Genomic DNA, 15,263 nt, shown 5'->3' with positions numbered 1-15,263 from the left:
CGTTCACTGTAGACCAGGATCAACCTTCGCGGCCATGGGCGGCGGCGGCCAATTGCCCGGTGTCGACGCGCACGAACACCGAGTCGCCGATGGCCGTGAGGACGTCGCCGGCGTACACCTCGCAGACCACGCGGCTTTTACGCCCGACCTCGCCCTCGACCCGCGCACGCAGGGTCAGTGTCACGCCCATGGGCGTCGGTTTGATGAATTTGATCCCGAGGTTGCCGGTCACGCAGTCGATGCGCGGCAAGGTGCCGGGTTCACGCTGCTCGGCGCGGTAGTGGTAGGCCATGGCGGTCCAGTTGGAATGGCAGTCCACCAACATGGCGATCAGGCCGCCGTAGACCAGGTCCGGCCAGCCGGTGTATTGGGGCTCGGGTTGATGTTCGGCGATCAGGTGGACGCCATCGGCATCCCACCGGCTCTTGATGTGCAAGCCGTGCGGGTTGCTGCCACCGCAGCCGTAGCAAATGCCTTGCGGCGCGGTGATGTCCTGCAAAGAAGGGGGCAGCATGCAAAGTCCTTATTGTTCTGGGCGACTACTCTGTTTAACAGCCCACGGGCAGAATGGGAACCAGGCGTCCTTACTTCTTGCGGAGCGTTGCATGAACCGTCGAACTTTCCCCGCTGTGCTGCTGGTGCTTGCCCTCATTGGTTGCTCCAGTGCCCAGGCCGTGGAGTACAAGGACGTCAACCGCACGGCGAGCCAGATCAGCTTCACCTTCCAGCAGTTCGGGCAGCGGGTGTATGGCACCTTCAGCGATTTCGAAGGAACGCTGACATTCGACACGCAGAAGCCCGAGGCTGCCCATGCGTTGCTCAAGATCCAGCTGGCCAGCATCGACGCCGGCAGCCCGGATGCCAACACCCAACTGCAGCAACCTGCCTGGTTCGACACCGCGACCTACCCGGTGGGCGTGTATGAATCCAGCGGTGCCGTCGCCTTGGGCGAGAACCGCTACAAGATCAGCGGCCACCTGACGATCAAAGGCATCACGCAGCCGGTGGTGATCGATGTGCTGCTCAAGGAGCAGGGCGGCATCGGTGTATTCGACGGCGAGTTCGTGCTCAATCGCGCCGACTATCGGATCGGCGAGGGTGAGTGGGCGGGCAACAGCGTGGTGTCCAACGACATCCACATCAAATTCAAGATGGTCGCCCCTCAACGTTGACGTGCGAAATGCTTGGCCCCGGCCACGCAGCCGATCACGGCCAGGGTCACCAGCAGCATGCCCAGGCTGACCTGTTCATGCAGCAGGCCCGCCGCCAGCGCCAGGCCGAAGAACGGCTGCAGCAACTGCAACTGGCCGACGGCGGCGATACCGCCCTGGGCCAGGCCGCGATACCAGAACACAAAACCGATCAACATGCTGAACAGCGACACATAGCCCAGGCTCAACCAGGCGGGCAACGGGATGCCGCTGAAACTGTGCGGCGCCAGGATCACGCTCAACGGTGCCACCACCGGCAACGACACCACCAGCGCCCAGCAGATCACCTGCCAGCCGCCCAGGCTGCGCGACAACCGGGCGCCCTCGGCATAACCCAGCCCGCACACCAGCACCGCCAGCAGCATCAGCAAATCGCCCGCCGGCGCGGCGCTCAAGCCTTGAGCAAAGGCATAGCCCATCACCAGCGCGCTGCCCAGGATTGAAAACAGCCAGAACACCGGCCTTGGCCGCTCACCGCCACGCAATACGCCGAATACCGCCGTGGCCAGGGGCAGCAGGCCGATAAACACGATTGAATGCGCCGACGTCACGTATTGCAGCGCGAGGGCGGTCAGCAGGGGGAAACCGATGACCACGCCCAGGGCGACGATCACCAGGGGCATGTATTGCCCGCGCGAGGGGCGTTTCTCCTTGAACAACCGCAGTAGCAACAGGCCGAGCAAGCCGGCGAGGGTGGCGCGGATCAGGGTCAGAAACACCGGATCAAACGCCATCACGGCCAGGCGTGTGGCGGGCAATGAGCCGCTGAAAATCAGCACGCCGATAAAACCGTTGATCCAACCTTGGGTACTGCTATCGAGGGTGCTGAACCGCGAGGTACGTTCCATGGAAGATGCCCGAAGAAAGAAAAGTTGCGTGTCCGGCATCCTAAAAGTGAAGATTGAGACAATCAAAAAATTGTCATGGATACACCGCCTATGCCGCGCGCCCGCTACAAGTCGCTGGTCGACCGCTTCGCCGCCGATATCCGCAGCGGGAAGATGCTGCCTGGCACACGACTGCCGACCCACCGGCAACTGGCCGCCGAGCATGGCCTGGCCCTGGTCACTGCCAGTCGCGTGTATGCCGAGCTGGAGGCCATGGGCCTGGTCAGCGGTGAGACCGGCCGTGGCACGTTTGTCAGGGAGATTGCGTTGCCGCCGGGGCAGGGCAGTGGCCAGATGATCGTCGCTACGGGCATGCTCGACCTCAACTTCAACTACCCCGCGTTGCCTGGCCAGGCCGACCTGTTGCGCACGGCGTTGCGCCAACTGGCCCTGTCGGGTGACCTCGAAGCCCTGTTGCGCTATCAGCCCCACGCCGGTCGCCTGCACGAGCGCGCAGCGGTGGCGCGGCACTTGTTGAGTCGGGGGCTGGCGGTGGACGCTGAACAGGTGCTGGTGGTCAGCGGCGCCCAGCACGGCTTGGCGGTAAGCCTGATGGCATTGCTCAAGCCCGGGGAGGTGATCGCCGTGGATGCGCTGACGTATTCGGGCTTCAAAGTGCTGGCCGAGACCCTGCACCTGGAGGTCGTCGCGATTCCGGTCGGTGCCGAGGGGCCGGACCTTGAGTTCCTGCAGCGTCTGTGTCGCCAGCGACCGGTGCGCGCCGTGTATAGCATTCCGACCTTGCACAACCCTTTGGGCTGGGTGTTGAACCTGGCACAGCGTGAGCAACTGGTCGAGATTGCCCGTCGGCACAATCTGATGATTATCGAAGATGCGGCCTACGCATTTCTCGCCGACGACGCGCCACTGCCCCTGGCGAGCCTGGCGCCGGAGCGCACGGTGTATGTCGGTGGCTTTTCCAAGAGTGTGGCCACGGGACTGCGCGTCGGCTTCATCGCTGCGCCGCTTGCCTGGGTGAAAGGGTTGGAGCGCAGGATCATGGCCACCACCTGGAACGTGCCGGGGGTGATGAGTGCGATTGCCGTGGCCTGGATCGAAGACGGCACCGTGGCGCGGCTGGAAGCGCAAAAACGCCAGGATGCCCGGATGCGGCAGGCTTTGGCGGCGCAGGTGCTGAAGGGTGTTGATTACATCAGTCACCCCTCGTCGTACTTTCTGTGGTTGCCGCTGGGGGAGGATGCCCGCGCTGACCAGATCGCCATGACCTTGCAGCGCGAGCAGATTTCCGTGTCCACCGCCGAGCCGTTTGCGGTCTCGGCCTACGTGCCCCACGCGTTGCGTCTGGCACTCGGCTCGGTGGAAATACCGGCGTTGCGCGAGGCGTTGCTCAAGGTGCGCAAGGTGGTGGCATGGTGAGTCAGTACTTGTAGGCTTGACGCCCGATCAGCAGCCACTTGCCTTGCTGTTTCTGCCAGACCTGGAAGTTGTCGATATCGGTGGGCACTTCGACGCCGCTGTTCACCGCCAGGGCGTGAAAGTGGTTGCGCACCAAGGCGGTGTCGCCGTCGAGCGTGATGGTCTGGTTCTGCATCTCCAGGGTCTTGAATGCGCTGGTGTGGTTTTCCAGGTCGGCGATGAATTGCGCCTTGTTCTGGACCTTTCCGCTGGAGTGGCCGTAGGTGAGCTTGTCGGACGTCAGCGCGTGCAGTTGCTTGAGGTCCAGGTGGAGCATGGCTTGGGTCAGTTGGTCGACGGCCTGCGCCACCTCTTTTTCGGCGGGGGCGGGCGCGGCTGAGACCGCAGCGGAAAACAGGCACAGAAAACCGATCAGCACTTTGATGTTGGGCATGGGTGTTTCCTTATTGTTGTCAGGGGCTACGAACATTTAAGTCGTCGTACAACCATGCCGTATTTTTAATCTGCAAGGAAAGTGAATTTTTTGAATGCCTTTAAAATAACGGTATAGATCGCCCTTTAAATAGCGTGCGACATCATATGACATCTCAACACTTGCTCAGTTTCTTCCTGGAATTTGCCCCACTTCCTGCCTTTGTGGCACATGGCTATGCTAGCGCCACACTGATCAAATCCACCAGGAAGCCAGCCATGCTACCGAACCCAAACTACCAGGCCGTTCAACCCTCCGTCGGTGCAGGGAGGCCGTTTGCGAAGCCGGCGTCGATCAAAATCGACATGATCGCTATCGCTCGGGGTTGATGCGTTGATGATTACCCAAGGCATGGAAGTATTGATTGACTACGGCCTCCACTTGGCGCCGGGTCTGTTGCTGTTCGGGCTGTGGTTTGCGCTGACGCCCAGCACCTTGTCCGCAATGCGCATCCTGATCCTGCTGGCGGCGTTCGTATTGATGCGCGACGTGATGACGCCGCTGGGCATGTGGTCGCTCGGCAGCGAGGCGCAGATCGCCTTCACCCACAATACGTTCGTATTGGCCATGCTGGGTGGTTTATCGGCGTTGCTGATCCTGTTGTTGGCGCGGATCGCGCCGCAGTTGTGGCAGCTGGTGCGCTGGTCGATCGGCAATCCGGCTGTTGGCCTGGCCGTGGGGCTGCTGGTGGGCTGCCTGATCGGTGTGCCGCTACGGGTTCATCAAGGTATCGACGCGTCCGCGATCCATGGCTATTGGGTGTGGCTGCCGGGCATGCTGGTATTGGCTTATGGCGCCAACGCGCTGGAAGAGGTGTTGTTTCGCGGGTTCCTGCAGGGTTACCTGGAGCAGCAGCTCACGCCGTTGCGCGCCGCCTTGATCAGCGGCGTGGCCTTTGCCGCCTGCCATACGTTCCTGGCCTTGAGTGTGACCCAACTGGGTGCGACGGTGTTGCTGTTCACCCTGATCGAAGGGCTGGCCTGCGCCTGGGTGCGGATGCGTTATGGCGTGTTGCCAGCCACGCTGACCCATGGCACGGCCATTTTGTTGATAGCCGTGCCGTTGGTTTGAAATGCAGATGCTGTAGGAGCGAGCTTGCTCGCGAAGAACTCATAGGCACCGCGTTCATTCAGGAGAAACGCGTTATCGTTGACGTTTTTCGCGAGCAAGCTCGCTCCTACATCAGTCTACCGCCAGGGGTGGGGTGCGCGGGGGAATCACGCGTTTGCTGCCGGTGGCTTCAAACGCCGAAGCAAAGCGCAGCAGTTGCGAGTCGTCATAGGCACGCCCGGCAAAGGTCAGCCCCACCGGCATGCCGATGTCCGCCATCACGCCCATCGGCACGGTGACGGTGGGCACACCCAGGTGGCGAATGGCGAGGTTGCCATTGGCGACCCAAACCCCGTTGCTCCAGGCGATATCGGCACTGGTTTCGTTCACATCGGCATCTGCCGGGCCCACGTCGGCCACGGTCGGGAACAGCACGGCGTCCAGCCCCAGGTTGTCCATCCAGTCTTCCAGGTCAATCCGCCGGGTTTGCTCCAGGCCACGCAGGCCGTCGGGCACGGTGCTGATCTCATTCCACGGTGTGATGCCACGTTTGGCCATGCGCACGTACTCGTCCATGCCGGCGGCCAGGTCGTCTTCACGGTTGGGCAGGGTGCCTGGGTCGTGCGGGAAGATCTGCGGGCCGTCGACATCGGCCAGGCGATTGAGGGTCGGGTCGCCATTGGCACGCAGGAAGTCATCGAAGGCCCAGGCCGACAGCTCCCACAGTTCGTCGTGCAGGAATTCCTTGGACACCAGGCCGCGGGTAAACACGGTCGGCGCGCCGGGGCGGTCGCCTTCGCAGTTGGACACCAGCGGGAAATCCACCTCGATCACCTCGGCGCCGGCGGCTTCCAGCGCCTGGCGGGCGGCCTGCCACAGGTCGATCACGCTGGCACGGGTGTTGATCTTCTGCCCGGTCGGCCCGCCGATCCCGGGTTTTTCGCTGGTGCCGGCCTCGGGGTCGGCGTTGATGTACATGCGCGGTACGCCGAAGCGTTTACCTGCGAGCGACTCACGAGGCGCTGCCAGTTCAGCGTAGGAAACCGGGCGCACCGAAGCCACGCTCGGGATCGGCACCCAGGGTTGCAGGCGCCACAGGTCGCCACGGGTGTCGGGGTCTTCGGCAACCACCACATCGAGCACTTCCAGCAGGTCGGCCATGGTGCGTGCATACGGCACCACCACGTCCATGGTCGGCGTCAACGGCCAGTTGCCGCGCACCGAAATCACCCCACGGGACGGGGTGTAGGCACACAGGCCATTGTTGGACGCCGGACCGCGCCCGCTCGACCAGGTTTCTTCGGCCAGGCCGAATGCGGCAAAGCTGGCGGCTGTCGCGGTGCCTGCGCCGTTGGAGGAGCCGGAAGCAAAGGGCGCGGTGAGGTAGTCGGCGTTGTATGGGCTCTCTGCGCGGCCATATACGCCGCGTTGCATGCCGCCATTGGCCATCGGCGGCATGTTGGTCTTGCCCAGGCAGATGGCGCCACCGGCCCGCAGGCGCTCGATGGTGAAGGCGTCGCGATAGGCCGTCAGCTTGGCGAAGGCCGGGCTGCCCGAGGCGGCCGTCAGGCCTTTGACCAGGTAGCTGTCTTTGGCGGTGTAGGGGATGCCATCCAGTGGCCCCAAGGTTTCGCCCTTGGCCCGACGCGCATCGGACGCCTGGGCTTCTTCAAGGGCCTGGGGGTTGCGCACGACCACGGCGTTCAAGGCAGTGGCCGTCTGCGGGCCGTCATAGGCATCGATCCGCGCCAGGTAGGCCTTGACCAGTTCCACGGCAGTGGTCTGGCCGGTTTCAAGCGCCGCGCGCAATTGGGCAATGGAGACTTCGGTAACTTGCATCACGTTTTTTTCGCCGCCTTCAGGTGGGAGGTATGGCGGCAGTCTACGGACAGATATTTCACAAAACCAGCGCCGCATAATCCGCGTAGGCGGCACGCATTACTTGCCATGTAGCCGCGTCAGCGGGAATCAGATGTTCGATCCGCAGCGAAGTCAGGGTGATGTCCTGAGGCATGCCAAACGTGGTGAAGGTCGACAGGAAGTTCAGTTCGCCCCGCTTCGAACGGATACGCGTCAGCACCAACGGCGGCATCGACCTGGGCAGTTCGGTGCCGGCCGGTGTCGGTAGACCTGCCAATAACGTGGCCAACCCAGGATTACCCAGTGCTTCGCGGGTTGCCCGTTGCCAGGCCAGGCTGCGGATTTCTTCGGCGTTGATCAGGTGATCGCCCAGGCCACCTGTCTGCAGCAGCGTGGTGAGCAGGTTGATGCCATCGGCCGCATCCGGCGGGATGCCCACCAGTTCAAACAACACGCCGGTACTCGCGTTCGCCGCCAACACTTCCCACTGGCTGCCCAGCAGAATCGCTGGTGCAGGGTTGTTGGCATGCAACACATGGCTGACCGCCTCGCGAATCGCCGCCATGGCGGGCGATGCCAACGGGGTGGCGGCGTAGCGGGGGGCATAACCGGCGGCGAGGAACACACGGTTGCACTGCTCCAACGGGGCTTCCAACGCCGTCAGCAGATTATGCAAGGTGCCCGGGCTCGGCTTGGCGCGGCCGGTTTCGATGCAACTGAGGTGACGCTGCGAGACGCCCGTGATCAAGGCCAGGTCCAGTTGGCTCAGGTGGGCGTGGCGGCGCAGTTGGCGTAACAGTTCGCCGGCGCTGACGGTGATGTCCATGGCGTGGTCATGACCTCCGAGGTCATTGCGAGGGCCGCCACCTTATCACTAGGGTGGGCCTCGTTCACTGCAAGGAAGAATCCATGTCCAGAAGACCCTCTATCGCCCTGGCCGCTCTGCTCGGGTTTTCGCTGTACAGCCTGGCGGTGATGCTCACCGCCGAGCAATCGTTACTGGCGTTCGGCTGGGAACTGATGACGCGGCCGGACACGGCGCAGGTCGTGATCGACCTGTACCTGATGGCGGCGCTGGCATGTGTGTGGATGTATCGGGATGCGCGGGCCCGGGGGCGCTCGGTGATTGGCGTGCTGCCGTATTTTTTGCTGACGGCGGTGTTCGTCTCGGTGGGGCCGTTGTTGTACATCGTTGTGAACGGCTACCGGGATGAATGAGCGTACGCGCCGGTACGGTCCACCAGGCGAATGCTGTCGCGCCCACCCCGCTTGGTTTCATAGAGTGCGCTGTCCCCCAGTTCAATCAACACCGCGAGGCTGTGCGGCGGTTGGTCGAACAGGTTGGCGCCGATACTCAACGTGATCGGCGCGGGCGTGATGAAGGACTGCGAGGCGAATTGGTGGAACTGGGCGCGCAGGCGGCTGCCCAGTTCCACGATCTGCTCGGTCGAGGTGTCGTTGAGCAGGATCACGAACTCATCGCCGCCCAGGCGGGCGGCCAGCGAGCCGTCGGGGGCCACGGTGCGAATCATCTCGCTCAAGGTGATCAGCAAGCGGTCGCCGGCGGTATGGCCGTAGAGGTCATTGACCAGTTTGAAGTTATCGATGTCGATCAGCAGCAGCGCGCCCGGTTGTGCCGCTGAAACCTGGGTGAGCAGGGGCGGTGCGTGCAGGTCGAGGGCGCGGCGGTTGTAGAGGGCGGTCAACGGGTCGCGGGCGGCCAGGTGGGCAATCTGTTGTTCGCGGCGGTAGCGTTCGGAACCGGTCATCGACAAGGCAATCAGCATGATCGCCATGGCGCCCTCCACCAGGGACACCTGGATGATCTCGCCCTTGAACGCCGTCAGGTCGATCAAGGTGCCGGGGATCAGCACCGACAGGGCCTTGGCCACATAGAACGCGCCATGGATCAGCAGCACGTAACGCAGTTGCACCGCGCCGATGCTGAGGGATTTGCCATGGGGCCGCAGCAGGAAACTGGCGCACAAGGTGGGCAGCGCCACCAGCAATGACTGCACCGCCAGCATGATTTTGGACCATAGCAGGTCGGCCGGGAGCATCAGCAGCCCGAACCATATGGCCGGCATCAGTAGCCAAAACGCCGACAGCCGCCGCTGGGTGAAGCGTGCCACGCCCAACAGGAATAAAAAGTGTGCGCTGACCAGCAAACCGTTGGCGAACCAGATGCCGATCATCCAGAAGCCGCTGCTGCGCAGCAGGGCGAGGATGGAGCCGAAGCTGATGATGGCGAAGCCGGCGCTCCAGAACAGCAGCGAGGGTTCACGCACGCTGCGCCATTCAACGGCCAGGTACAGGGCGGCAGCGGCTGCCAGGGCAACGGTGAGTGCCAGAATGGTCGGGGGATCGAGCGTCATTGGGTGCCGGGTCTGCCTGGGTGTGCGCTAAAAGCCAGGATTGTAAGCGCACACGCAGGTTTCTCAGAGCATTCATCGTGCTGGCGTACGGCCAGCCGATGATCGGCGGGTCAGGCGCCTTTGGTCGATGGCAGCAATATCGTCAGGATGCCCACCAGCGGCAGGAACGAGCACAGTTTGTAGACGTACTCGATGCCGTGGCTGTCGGCGAGCAAGCCGAGCAGGGCCGCGCCGATGCCGCTGAAACCGAACATCAGGCCGAAGAAGATCCCGGCGATCATGCCCACATTGCCCGGCACAAGTTCCTGGGCATAGACCACGATGGCCGAAAAGGCCGAGGCGATGATAAACCCGATCACCACGCTCAAGACCGCCGTCCAGAACAGGTCGACATAGGGCAGGGCCAGGGTGAAGGGGGCCGCGCCGAGGATGGAGAACCAGATGACTTTCTTGCGCCCGATCTTGTCGCCGATCGGGCCGCCCGCGAAGGTGCCGACGGCCACGGCGCCGAGGAACAGGAACAGGTACATCTGAGAACTGGCGACCGACAGCTGGAATTTTTCGATCAGGTAGAACGTGAAGTAGCTGGTCAGGCTGGTCATGTACCAGTATTTGGAGAACACCAGCAGGGCCAGTACCACCAGGGCGAAAGTCACGCGGCCTTTGGACAAACCGTGGGTCGCCTGGGTGCCTTGCTTGAGCTTGAACAGGTTGAGGTGGTTGCGGTACCAGCGGCTCAAGCCATACAGCACCAGGATCGCGAAGACCGCGAACAGGCCGAACCAGGCGATGTGCGTCTGGCCGTAGGGAATGATGATGGCCGCCGCGAGCAACGGGCCGAAGGCGCTGCCGGTGTTGCCGCCGACCTGGAAGGTCGATTGCGCCAGGCCATAGCGGCCGCCCGAGGCCAGGCGTGCCACCCGCGAGGTTTCCGGGTGGAAGGTCGACGAGCCGACGCCGACCAACCCCGCTGCCAGCAGGATTGCCGGGAAGGAACCGACGAACGCCAGCATCAGAATGCCGATCAAGGTGCAGACCATACCCGCCGGCAACAGCCAAGGCTTGGGATGGCGGTCGGTGTGGTAACCGATCCAGGGTTGCAGCAAGGACGCGGTCAGTTGAAAGGTCAGGGTGATCAGGCCCACCTGGGTGAAGCTCAGCCCATAGTTGGCTTTGAGCATCGGGTAGATCGAAGGCAGCACGGCCTGGATCAAGTCATTGATCAGGTGCGCCAGGGCGCAGGCACCGAGGACGCGCATGACCAGAGGGCTTATCTGGGGCGCAGGGGTTGCAGCGGCGGGTGACGCGGTCAGTGTCGACATGCAGGCATTCCATACAAGGCAGCGTTCCAGGGCTGCCAGTACTTGAGCTGGCTGCCCATTTCAAATTGTTTCGGCGTTCATGCTAGATTCGGCGTAAATGCCTGTCTCGCGAAAATCGGGAGGCAACTATCGCAAAAAGGGCGAAATGATCAAACCATTGGATGAATTTTTGCAGGAGATCGATGAGGGCGACTGGGCGGTGATCAGTTCCGCCACCGATTATCCTGAAAACTGGGTGATCCCGGATCACAGCCACGAAAAGCACCAACTACTCTACGCCATCGAAGGCGTGATGGTGGTGCACTCGGCGCAGAACCAGTGGACGGTACCGTCCAATCGCGGCTTCTGGATGCCCAGCGGGCAAGTGCATTCGCTGCGCTGCGTGGGCACGCTGAAGATGCGCAGCGTGTTCGTGCGCCCGGATGCCTTCCCGAATTTGCCCACCGAGACCAAGGCGGTGAGCATTTCACCGCTGCTCAGTGAGCTGATCAAGGCATCGGTGAGTTTGAAGCCGCCTTATGCCGAAGACTCGCGCGATGCGCGGATCATGCACCTGATCCTCGACGAGCTGGCGATTCTGCCGGCGTTGCCGCTGTCGTTGCCCCAGCCCGCCGACTCACGCATCAACCTTATCTGCCAGGCGTTGCAACAGGATGCCGGTGATGCCTCGACGGTAGCGGACTGGAGCGACCGACTGGGCCTGGACCAGAAGACCATCCAGCGCCTGTTCCGCAAGGAAACCGGCCTGACGTTCGGCCAGTGGCGCCAGCAGGCGCGGTTGCTGCTGGCGCTGGAGCGCATTGCAGTGGGGGAGAAGATCATCGATGTGGCGATCGAGCTGGGCTACGACAGCCCGAGCGCCTTTACCAATATGTTCAAGAAACAGTTCGGCAAGACGCCGAGTCAGTTTTTCCGTTAGGGCGACCGCCCACGGTTGTCAACGAGGCGCGCCGTGCGGCCAGGCAAGCCAACAGCGCGGCGATACCCAACGATGCCGCGCTCAGCTCAAAGGTCGCTTGATAGCCCCAGTGATCGAACGCCAGGCCGCCGACCGTGGCACCGGCAGTAATCGCCAATTGAATGATTGCGACCATCAAGCCGCCGCCAGCCTCCGCGTCATCGGGCAGCTCGCGCGACAGCCAGGTCCACCAACCCACCGGCGCAGCAGTGGCCACCAGGCCCCAGAAACCCAGCAATGCCGTGGTGGCGACTGGCGAACTGCCCATTACCAACAACGCCACGGCGATCACGGCCATCAACAGCGGGATGGTGATAAGCGCCGGGTAAAGAGCGTTTTTCAGGAACCGTTCTATCAGGAACGTCCCCACAAGGCCGGTGAGGCCGAGCACCAGCAGCATCAATGACAGTGTGGACACACTCACTTGAGTCACGTTTTCCAGGAACGGGCGCAGGTAAGTGAACAGCATGAACTGGCCCATGAAAAATACACTGACTGCGAGCATGCCCAGAGCCACCGAAGCCTTTCTGAGTAAGCGCAGCACGTTGCCGGAATGGGGTGCGGTCTGCATCTTTATCGATGGCAGGCTCACCAGCAGCCATACGCCCGCCAACATGGCGACCGGTACGACGCAAAAGAATGCGCCGCGCCATCCGATCAATCCGCCGAGAAAGCTACCCAGCGGTGCTGCAATGACGGTTGCCAATGCGTTGCCGCCATTGACGATAGCCAAGGCGCGCGGCACCTGGACCGATGGCACCAGGCGCATGGCAGTGGCGGCCGACAGTGACCAGAAGCCGCCTATGGCCACGCCGATCAGCACGCGGCCGAGCATGAACACCCGATAGTCCGGCGCCAGTGCCACCACGGTTCCCGACAGGATCATCAGTAAGGTCAACCCCAGCAACAGGCGTTTGCGATCAACCCGTGCCGCGACAGCCGCAATGACCAGACTGGTGAGCAAGGCGAACAGTCCGGATACCGAAATGCCCTGGCCGGCCTGACCCTCGGAGATCTGCAGGTCGGCCGCCAACGGCGTCAGCAAGCTCACGGGCATGAATTCAGAGGCGACCAACGCGAACGCCGCCAGAGACATCGCGAACACCGCAGCCCAACCGTGCGTATGAGTGTTAGGGGAGGTCACTTCAAGTTGCCTTTGAAGAAGGCGGTGAGCTTGACGAACGGGATCAGATTGACTCGGTCGTACAGATCCACATGGCCGGCCCCCGGGATGATCACCAATTCCTTGGGCTCGGCGGCACGCTGATAGGCGTCCTCGCTGAATTCGCGAGAGTGGGCATCAGCGCCGGCGATCAATAACAGTGGGCGTGGGGAGATCGTCTCGATGTCGTTGAACGGATAGAAGTTCATGAACTTCACGTTGCTGGTCAGTGTCGGCTGCGTGGTGGTTTGCGCCGACGCGCCGGCCGGGGTGAATTCGCCGCGCGGGGTGCGGTAGAAATCATAGAACTCATCGCCTACCGCATCGCCGCTGAGGGCGTGCGGAGTGCCGCCGGTGTAGACGCTGTCGCCACCTTGAAATTCCACGTAGCGCTGGTTGGCAGCCTGACGCAGCAGTTGTCGACGTTGCTCCAGCGTTACGCCGTGTTTGAGTCCATTGCGGTTGGCCGCCCCCATGTCGTACATGCTCACGGTGGCGATGGCCTTGAAGCGTGGGTCGATTTTCGCCGCGGCAATGGCGAAGCTGCCACTGCCGCAGATGCCGATCACACCGATGCGTTCGCGATCAACCAGCGGGCGTGTGCCAAGGAAATCCACCGCGGCGCTGAAGTCTTCAACGTAGAGGTCAGGCAGCACCGCGTTACGCGGCGAGCCTGCGCTTTCGCCCCAGAACGACAGGTCCAGAGACAGGGTGACGAAGCCTTGTTCGGCCATTTTGGTCGCGTAGAGATTCGCGCTCTGTTCTTTGACGGCGCCCATGGGGTGGCCGACGACGATGGCTGCGTTCTTGGAGGCTGGCGCAAGGTTTTTTGGCACGAATAGATTAGCCACGACCGGCATGCCATATTGGTTGTTGAAGGTGACTTTTTCGACGGTCACCTTGTCGCTTTTGTAGAAGTTGTCAGCACCGTTGATCATATCGGCTCCCAGTGAAGAAAAAGACGTCAGCAGCACGCTCAGGGCGAGCAAAAGGCTTTTCATGGCGTGATCCGTGAGAAGGTTGGTCCGTGCATTTTCCTGATGTGGCCTGTGGTTCTGTAGTCCGTTCCACTGGATTACTTGCCTGATCCTCTGAGTCTTGGCGTTTGCTGGGGACGTTCATGGGGCGTCCGGGGTAAAGTTCGATGAAGAGAGAAAAGAGCCTTTTATGAAGAACAACCCAACGCCTCTGGATAGCTTGATCCAAGCCATCGGTTCGCAGGTTTGCACGCCGGGTGACCGCTCCATGGCGATCCCGGGCCTGGGCTTTTATCGGCGGGAGCAGCCGGCGCCGCCAGTGGTCTGCATGGTCGAGCCCAGCATTGTGTTGGTCGCCCAAGGTGCGAAGCAGTTGTGGGTGGGCGGGCTGGGTTACGCCTACGACACCTCGCGATTTCTGGTGACCTCGCTGGACATTCCGGCCAACTCCGAGGTGCTGGCCGCCAGCCCGGCTCAGCCTTGCCTGGGCCTGACCTTCAAGTTGGACCTGCGGATCCTGGCTGAACTGATCGCCCTGGGCGAGTTGCCGCCAACCCGCGAACGGGCAGCGCTGAAGGGCGTGGGTATCGGCACTGTTACCGAGGGTATGCTCCAGGCGTTCGCGCGGCTGGTGGCTCTGCTGGATGAGCCCGAGGCGATCCCGGTGCTTGCCCCGTTGATTCAGCGCGAAATCCACTACCGCCTGCTCAAGAGTGATCAGGCCGGGCGCCTGCGCAAGATCTGTGCGGTGGACGGTCAGGGCTATCGGATCGCCAAGGCGATTGACTGGCTGAAGCTTAATTACGACGAACCGCTACGGGTGGATGAGTTGGCCGCCCGCGTGCAAATGAGCCCGGCCACTTTTCATCATCACTTTCGCCAACTCACCGCAATGAGCCCGTTGCAGTATCAAAAATGGCTGCGTTTGAACGAGGCGCGGCGCTTGATGTTGAACGAACATCAGGACGTGTCCAGCGCCGCCTTCAAAGTGGGGTATGAAAGCCCGTCACAATTCAGTCGAGAGTACAGCCGGCTGTTCGGCGTGCCGCCCAAGCGCGATGTGGCCGTGTTGCGAGGCAAGCGTGTTGTTACTGTTCGGCCGCCGTTAAGTTAGCGAAGAAGATACAGCCGATCAGCCGCGCAAACAGGCTCAGGGTTTCCGACAGGTTGGGGTCGTCAAACAGCATCGCCCGTGAATCCAGTGCGCACAGCGCGCCGAACAGGCGGCCGTCCGGCAGGAAGATAGGTGCGCCGGCGTAGCTTTCAATGGCGTACTGCTTGACCACCGGGCGGGTTGAAAAACGGCCATCCTGGCTGACTTGCGGGATGAACAGTGCGTGGGGGTTGATGCAGAACTCACTGCACAGGGTGGTTTCCAGATCGAGCACGTCATCCACATGGATGCCCATGTTGGCGGTGTCGTACACGGAGCAGACTATCCACTCCACGTCGGTGAATTTGGCAATGCCGGCGAAGCGCATGTTGGTCAAGCGAGTCACCAATTGCAGGATGCTGGTGGTGGCCTCGATTTCCGCGATGGCGGCACGCTCCTCCGGGCTGAGAAACGAATGGGTCGGGTTGACGCTGGGGATCATGGCTGAACACTCCGATG

The 15,263-nt window shown here is 62.2% G+C and carries 16 protein-coding genes; 6 read left to right on the top strand and 10 right to left on the bottom strand.

Going from position 1 to position 15,263, the window contains the following annotated elements; all coding sequences use genetic code 11:
* Positions 1–19 precede the first annotated feature (19 nt).
* Positions 20–514: a PaaI family thioesterase gene (locus JBE38_RS07005; RefSeq protein ID WP_198761173.1), complete on the bottom strand. Its 495-nt coding sequence runs from the start codon at positions 512–514 to the stop codon at positions 20–22.
* 91 nt (positions 515–605) lie between these two features.
* Here JBE38_RS07005 and JBE38_RS07000 point away from each other — a divergent pair, with 91 nt between their 5' ends.
* The gene (locus JBE38_RS07000; RefSeq protein WP_090370732.1) at positions 606–1,172 is read left to right on the top strand and encodes a YceI family protein; all 567 of its coding nucleotides are present in this window, start codon (positions 606–608) and stop codon (positions 1,170–1,172) included.
* Here JBE38_RS07000 and JBE38_RS06995 read toward each other — a convergent pair.
* Complete coding sequence (locus JBE38_RS06995; protein ID WP_205343975.1) at positions 1,163–2,059, bottom strand: DMT family transporter; 897 nt, start codon at positions 2,057–2,059, stop codon at positions 1,163–1,165. The two genes, JBE38_RS07000 and JBE38_RS06995, sit on opposite strands and share 10 nt — an antisense overlap.
* 90 nt (positions 2,060–2,149) lie before the next feature.
* Here JBE38_RS06995 and JBE38_RS06990 point away from each other — a divergent pair, with 90 nt between their 5' ends.
* Complete coding sequence (locus tag JBE38_RS06990) at positions 2,150–3,475, top strand: aminotransferase-like domain-containing protein (RefSeq protein WP_205343974.1); 1,326 nt, start codon at positions 2,150–2,152, stop codon at positions 3,473–3,475.
* Position 3,476: 1 nt separating this feature from the next.
* Here the strand turns inward: JBE38_RS06990 and JBE38_RS06985 are convergent, their stop codons facing one another.
* A complete protein-coding gene (locus JBE38_RS06985) occupies positions 3,477–3,908 on the bottom strand; it encodes a nuclear transport factor 2 family protein (RefSeq protein ID WP_060752668.1) in 432 nt (143 codons plus the stop codon).
* A gap of 375 nt (positions 3,909–4,283) precedes the next feature.
* Between JBE38_RS06985 and JBE38_RS06980 the strand changes: the two genes are divergently transcribed.
* Positions 4,284–5,018, top strand: a complete 735-nt coding sequence (locus tag JBE38_RS06980; protein ID WP_198761176.1) for a CPBP family intramembrane glutamic endopeptidase — start codon at positions 4,284–4,286, stop codon at positions 5,016–5,018.
* A gap of 111 nt (positions 5,019–5,129) precedes the next feature.
* Here JBE38_RS06980 and JBE38_RS06975 read toward each other — a convergent pair whose 3' ends face one another.
* The gene (locus JBE38_RS06975; RefSeq protein WP_205343973.1) at positions 5,130–6,839 is read right to left on the bottom strand and encodes an amidase; all 1,710 of its coding nucleotides are present in this window, start codon (positions 6,837–6,839) and stop codon (positions 5,130–5,132) included.
* A gap of 55 nt (positions 6,840–6,894) precedes the next feature.
* Positions 6,895–7,683, bottom strand: coding sequence for a helix-turn-helix domain-containing protein (locus JBE38_RS06970; protein WP_205343972.1), 789 nt, complete (start codon positions 7,681–7,683; stop codon positions 6,895–6,897).
* Positions 7,684–7,766: 83 nt separating this feature from the next.
* Here JBE38_RS06970 and JBE38_RS06965 point away from each other — a divergent pair, with 83 nt between their 5' ends.
* A complete protein-coding gene (locus tag JBE38_RS06965; RefSeq protein WP_205343971.1) occupies positions 7,767–8,075 on the top strand; it encodes a DUF2834 domain-containing protein in 309 nt (102 codons plus the stop codon).
* Here the strand turns inward: JBE38_RS06965 and JBE38_RS06960 are convergent.
* Together JBE38_RS06960 and JBE38_RS06955 are read right to left on the bottom strand one after the other, a co-directional pair.
* Positions 8,060–9,232, bottom strand: coding sequence for a GGDEF domain-containing protein (locus JBE38_RS06960; RefSeq protein ID WP_205343970.1), 1,173 nt, complete (start codon positions 9,230–9,232; stop codon positions 8,060–8,062). The genes JBE38_RS06965 and JBE38_RS06960 overlap by 16 nt on opposite strands.
* 110 nt (positions 9,233–9,342) lie before the next feature.
* Complete coding sequence (locus JBE38_RS06955; RefSeq protein WP_060752674.1) at positions 9,343–10,554, bottom strand: MFS transporter; 1,212 nt, start codon at positions 10,552–10,554, stop codon at positions 9,343–9,345.
* Between the two features lie 97 nt (positions 10,555–10,651).
* Here JBE38_RS06955 and JBE38_RS06950 point away from each other — a divergent pair, with 97 nt between their 5' ends.
* Positions 10,652–11,473 (top strand): AraC family transcriptional regulator, encoded by an 822-nt coding sequence (locus JBE38_RS06950; protein ID WP_205343969.1) that lies wholly within the window; start codon positions 10,652–10,654, stop codon positions 11,471–11,473.
* Here JBE38_RS06950 and JBE38_RS06945 read toward each other — a convergent pair.
* Together JBE38_RS06945 and JBE38_RS06940 are read right to left on the bottom strand one after the other, a co-directional pair.
* The gene (locus JBE38_RS06945) at positions 11,430–12,608 is read right to left on the bottom strand and encodes an MFS transporter (RefSeq protein ID WP_205344018.1); all 1,179 of its coding nucleotides are present in this window, start codon (positions 12,606–12,608) and stop codon (positions 11,430–11,432) included. The two genes, JBE38_RS06950 and JBE38_RS06945, sit on opposite strands and share 44 nt — an antisense overlap.
* Positions 12,609–12,652: 44 nt before the next feature.
* Positions 12,653–13,675, bottom strand: coding sequence for an alpha/beta hydrolase (locus tag JBE38_RS06940; RefSeq protein WP_205343968.1), 1,023 nt, complete (start codon positions 13,673–13,675; stop codon positions 12,653–12,655).
* A gap of 166 nt (positions 13,676–13,841) precedes the next feature.
* Here JBE38_RS06940 and JBE38_RS06935 point away from each other — a divergent pair, with 166 nt between their 5' ends.
* Positions 13,842–14,765, top strand: a complete 924-nt coding sequence (locus JBE38_RS06935) for an AraC family transcriptional regulator (RefSeq protein ID WP_205343967.1) — start codon at positions 13,842–13,844, stop codon at positions 14,763–14,765.
* Here the strand turns inward: JBE38_RS06935 and JBE38_RS06930 are convergent.
* On the bottom strand, positions 14,740–15,246 hold the full coding sequence (locus JBE38_RS06930) for a GAF domain-containing protein (protein ID WP_060752679.1): 507 nt from the start codon (positions 15,244–15,246) through the stop codon (positions 14,740–14,742). The genes JBE38_RS06935 and JBE38_RS06930 overlap by 26 nt on opposite strands.
* Positions 15,247–15,263: the final 17 nt, after the last annotated feature.

Origin of the sequence: Pseudomonas sp. ICBG1301 (assembly GCF_016918385.1) — a bacterium.
Classification (GTDB): domain Bacteria; phylum Pseudomonadota; class Gammaproteobacteria; order Pseudomonadales; family Pseudomonadaceae; genus Aquipseudomonas; species Aquipseudomonas palleroniana.
Note: the sequence above shows the minus strand (reverse complement) of the source record. Positions and strands in the feature narration are given on the sequence as shown.